Annotated in this window: 3 protein-coding genes; 2 read left to right on the top strand and 1 reads right to left on the bottom strand. The window is 73.9% G+C overall.

Translation table 11 applies throughout. The annotated features are described in order from the left end of the window. Window positions 1–140: 140 nt before the first annotated feature. Window positions 141–977, top strand: a complete 837-nt coding sequence (locus tag AB0G02_RS25805) for a serine hydrolase (protein ID WP_360798258.1) — start codon at window positions 141–143, stop codon at window positions 975–977. Between the two features lie 15 nt (window positions 978–992). Here the strand turns inward: AB0G02_RS25805 and AB0G02_RS25800 are convergent, their stop codons facing one another. After that, window positions 993–1,793 (bottom strand): SAM-dependent methyltransferase, encoded by an 801-nt coding sequence (locus tag AB0G02_RS25800; protein ID WP_360798256.1) that lies wholly within the window; start codon window positions 1,791–1,793, stop codon window positions 993–995. A 200-nt stretch (window positions 1,794–1,993) separates the two neighbouring features. Here AB0G02_RS25800 and lon point away from each other — a divergent pair, with 200 nt between their 5' ends. After that, on the top strand, window positions 1,994–4,360 hold the full coding sequence (gene lon / locus AB0G02_RS25795; RefSeq protein WP_360798254.1) for an endopeptidase La: 2,367 nt from the start codon (window positions 1,994–1,996) through the stop codon (window positions 4,358–4,360). Window positions 4,361–4,398: the final 38 nt, after the last annotated feature.

The following is a 4,398-nucleotide window of genomic DNA, read 5'->3' as shown; positions in this document are numbered from 1 at the left end:
GCCGCGTGGCCGCGCGGGCGGCGCACACCGGCCGTGACCGCGGTCGCCGACGCCGTCACCGAAGTGCTCACCGCGCAGGGGATGCGGCACGCCGAGGGCACGTTGCCGCGCTACCCGCGCCCGGCCGCGGAGTACCTCGCGTGACCGCCGCACGGGTGCGCGCCGCGTTCGTCGACGCCGGGGTCACCGGCCGGCTGCACGCGGTCGACCTCGACCACCCCGAGCGCGAGGTGTCCGTCGGCGCGGACACCCCGGTCGTGCTGGCGAGCGTCTTCAAGATCCCCCTGGTCGTCGCCCTGCACCACAGCGGCCTCGACCTGACCCGCCGCATCACCGTGGCCGACGACCGCAGCACCGGGCCCACCGGTGTGGGCGGGATGCTCGACCCGGTCACGATGTCGTTGCGGGACCTGGCCCACCTCGCCGTCACGGTGTCCGACAACGCCGCCGCGGACGCGCTGGTCGACGTGGTCGGCCTGGACGAGGTCGACCGCACGCTCCGGGAGCTGGGGCTGGAGCGGACGTCGGTGGTGCACCGGGCGCGGGACTTCATGCGCACCATGGCCGAGGACGCCGCCCCCGACGAGCTGCCGGCGGCGCTGGCCGATCCCGTGGTGCTGTCCCGGCTGCGCGCCCTCGACCCGGACCGGACCAACCGCGGCACACCGCGCGAGCTGACCACCCTGCTGCGGCACGTGTGGGGGCACGACGGGTGCGCGCCGGTCCGCCGGGCCATGGGGTTGCAGGTGTGGCCGCACCGGCTGGCGTCGGGCTTCCCGTTCGACGACGTGCGGGTGGCGGGCAAGACCGGCACCCTGCCGACCGTCCGCAACGAGGTCGGCGTGGTCGAGTACCCCGACGGCGGGCGTTACGCGGTGGCGGTGTTCACCCGCAGCGCGAGCACCGCCTTCACCCTGCCCGCGGCGGACGCCGTCATCGGCACCGCGGCCCGCCTCGCGGTCGAGCACCTGCGCTGACGACCGCCCGGCGGCTCAGGGCTTGCGGCCGACGCCGGCGTACGCGCTGATGTAGGCGTCGTCGGAGTCGGACCGCCACTCCGTCAGCGGCACGACGCCGGGCTCCACGACCTCCAGCCCGGTGAAGAACGCGGCGATCTCCTTGCCCGTCCGCAGCACCAACGGGCTGTCGGTGCGCCGGTAGATGGCGTTGACCTGCTCGCCGGTCTCCTGCCCCTCCAGCGACACGCCGTCCCAGCTGCCGTGCGAGACGGCCAGGAAGCTGCCCGGCGCCAACGCCTCCCGGTACCGCGCGATCGCCTCGTGCGGCTCGTCGCTGTCGGGCACGAAGTGCAGCACGGCGACCATCAGCAGGCCGATGGGCCGGTCGAAGTCGAGCACCGAGCGGACCTCGTCGTTGCCCAGCACCGAGTCCGGGTCGCGCAGGTCGGCCTGGATCGCGCTGGCCGACGGGTTGTCCGCCAGCAGCGCGGTGCTGTGCGCCACGGCGACGGGCTCGACGTCGGCGTACACCACGCGGGACAGCGGGTTGGTCTGCTGGGCGATCTCGTGCACGTTGCCCACGGTCGGGATGCCCGACCCCAGGTCGAGGAACTGGTCGATGCCCTGCGAGAGCAGGTACCGCACCGCCCGGCGCAGGAACGAGCGGTTCGCGCGGGCCGCGCCGGACATGCCGGGGAAGATCTTCTCGACCGACTTGGCCGCCTCGCGGTCGACCGCGAAGTTGTGCGACCCGCCCAGGTAGTAGTCGTACATCCGGGCCGCGCTCGGCCGGTCCAGGTCCACCGAGGACGGGACCCAGCTCGCCTGCTCCATGCGCACATCTCCTCAGTCGACCGACTGCGTGATCGTTCCGGTGCCGCACCCGGGGCACAACCTCCGAACGGACGCTCACACCGAGTAGTCCGCCAACCCTAGGACGCGCACCCCGGGGCGCTCGCTCAGGGCGAACGCGATCCGGAAACAATCCCGCGCTCACCTTGGTTGAGCCAGTCAGACTCAACTTTGGAGGGATCATGGGCGAGACGTTGGCGCTGCCGGTGCTGCCGCTGGACGACGTGGTCGTGCTGCCGGGCATGGTCGTGCCGATCCGGCTCAGCGGCTCGGACGCCACCGCCGAGGCTCGCGCCGCGATCGAGGCCGCGACGGCCGCGGGAGAGGCCTCCGGCGGCCGGTCGAAGGTCCTGCTGGTGCCCCGGCTGGACGGCAAGTACGCGAAGGTCGGCACGCTGGCGCTGATCGAGCAGGTCGGCAGGCTGTCCGGCGGTGAGCGGGCGGCCGTGGTGCGCGGCACCGAGCGGGTCCGCATCGGCACCGGCACGACCGGGCCGGGCGCGGCGCTGTGGGTGGAGGCGACGGTGGCGGACGAGCCGCCGGTCGACGACCGCACCCGCGAGCTGGCCCGCGAGTACCGGGCGCTGGTCACCACGATCCTCCAGCAGCGCGGCGCGTGGCAGGTCGTCGACTCGGTGCAGCAGGTGGACGACCCGTCCGCGCTGGCCGACCTCGCGGGCTACGCCTCCTACCTCGACGACGGGCAGAAGGTCTGGCTGCTGGAGACCAACGACGTCACCGAGCGGCTGGAGAAGCTGCTGGAGTGGGGCCGCGAGTACCTGACCGAGCTGGACGTGGCCGAGACGATCCGCAAGGACGTCAAGGAGGGCGTGGAGAAGCAGCAGCGGGAGTTCCTGCTGCGCCAGCAGCTGGCCGCGATCCGCAAGGAGCTGGCCGAGCTGGACGGCAAGCCCGCCACCGAGGAGCAGGACTACCGGGCCCGCGTCGAGGGGGCCGACCTGCCGGACACCGTGCGCAAGGCGGCGCTGGCCGAGGTCGACAAGCTGGAGCGGACCTCGGAGCAGTCGCCCGAGGTGGGCTGGATCCGGACGTGGCTGGACACGGTGCTGGAGCTGCCGTGGAACGAGCGCACCGAGGACTCGTTCGACATCGCGGGCGCGCGGGCCGTGCTGGACGCCGACCACGCGGGCCTGGACGACGTGAAGGAGCGCATCACCGAGTACCTGGCCGTGCGGCGGCGTCGGGCGGACCGCGGCCTGGGTGTCGTGGGCGGTCGGCGGTCCGGCGCGGTGCTGGCCCTGGTCGGTCCGCCCGGTGTCGGCAAGACCTCGCTCGGCGAGTCGGTCGCGCGGGCCATGGGCCGCAAGTTCGTCCGCGTCGCCCTCGGCGGCGTGCGGGACGAGGCCGAGATCCGCGGCCACCGCCGCACCTACGTCGGCGCGCTGCCCGGCCGGATCGTGCGGGCCATCTCGGAGGCGGGCTCGATGAACCCGGTCGTCCTGCTGGACGAGATCGACAAGGTGGGCGCGGACTACCGCGGCGACCCGACCGCGGCGCTGCTGGAGGTGCTCGACCCGGCGCAGAACCACACGTTCCGCGATCACTACCTGGAGGTCGAGCTCGACCTGTCGGACGTGGTGTTCCTGGCCACCGCCAACGTGCTCGACTCCATCCCCGGCCCCCTGCTCGACCGCATGGAGCTGGTGCAGCTCGACGGGTACACCGAGGACGAGAAGGTCACCATCGCGCGCGACCACCTGCTGCCGCGCCAGGTCGAGCGGGCCGGGCTCACGACCGAGGACGTCGCGGTCACCGAGCCGTCGCTGCGCAAGCTGGCGGGCGAGTACACCCGCGAGGCGGGCGTGCGGCAGCTGGAGCGCTCGCTGGCCCGCGTCCTGCGGAAGGTGACGGCACGGGTCGCGCTGGGCGACGCGGAACTGCCCGTCACGGTGGACGTGCCGGACCTGCGCAAGTACCTGGGCGCGCCCAAGCACACGCCGGAGTCGGCCGAGCGGACCGCCGTGCCCGGCGTGGCGACGGGTCTCGCGGTCACCGGCGCGGGCGGCGACGTGCTGTTCGTCGAGGCGTCGCTGGCGCCCTCGGCCACCGGCGCGTCCGGCGTCACGCTCACCGGGCAGCTCGGGGACGTGATGAAGGAGTCGGCGCAGATCGCGCTGTCGTACCTGCGGTCGCACGACGAGCGGGCCGAGGTGCTGGCCGACCGGGGCGTGCACATCCACGTGCCGGCGGGTGCGGTGCCGAAGGACGGGCCGTCGGCGGGCGTCACGATGACGACCGCGCTGGCGTCGCTGCTGTCGGGGCGCCCGGTGCGCTCGGACGTGGCGATGACCGGTGAGGTGTCGCTGACCGGGCGGGTGCTGCCGATCGGCGGGGTCAAGCAGAAGCTGCTGGCCGCGCACCGGGCGGGCATCACCACGGTGCTGCTGCCGCAGCGCAACGAGCCCGACCTGGACGACGTGCCGGAGTCGGTGCTGGCGGAGCTCACCGTGCACCTGGTCGCGGACGTCCGCGAGGTGGTGGAACTGGCGCTGGAGCCGGTCGCCGCGGCGGCCGACGTGGCCGCCTGACCGGAGATCACCGCGGAGCCCCGGTCGACCCCCTGCGG

Source organism: Actinosynnema sp. NPDC023658, assembly GCF_040639995.1.
GTDB lineage: Bacteria > Actinomycetota > Actinomycetes > Mycobacteriales > Pseudonocardiaceae > Actinosynnema.
This window is presented reverse-complemented; position numbering and strand designations above follow the sequence as displayed.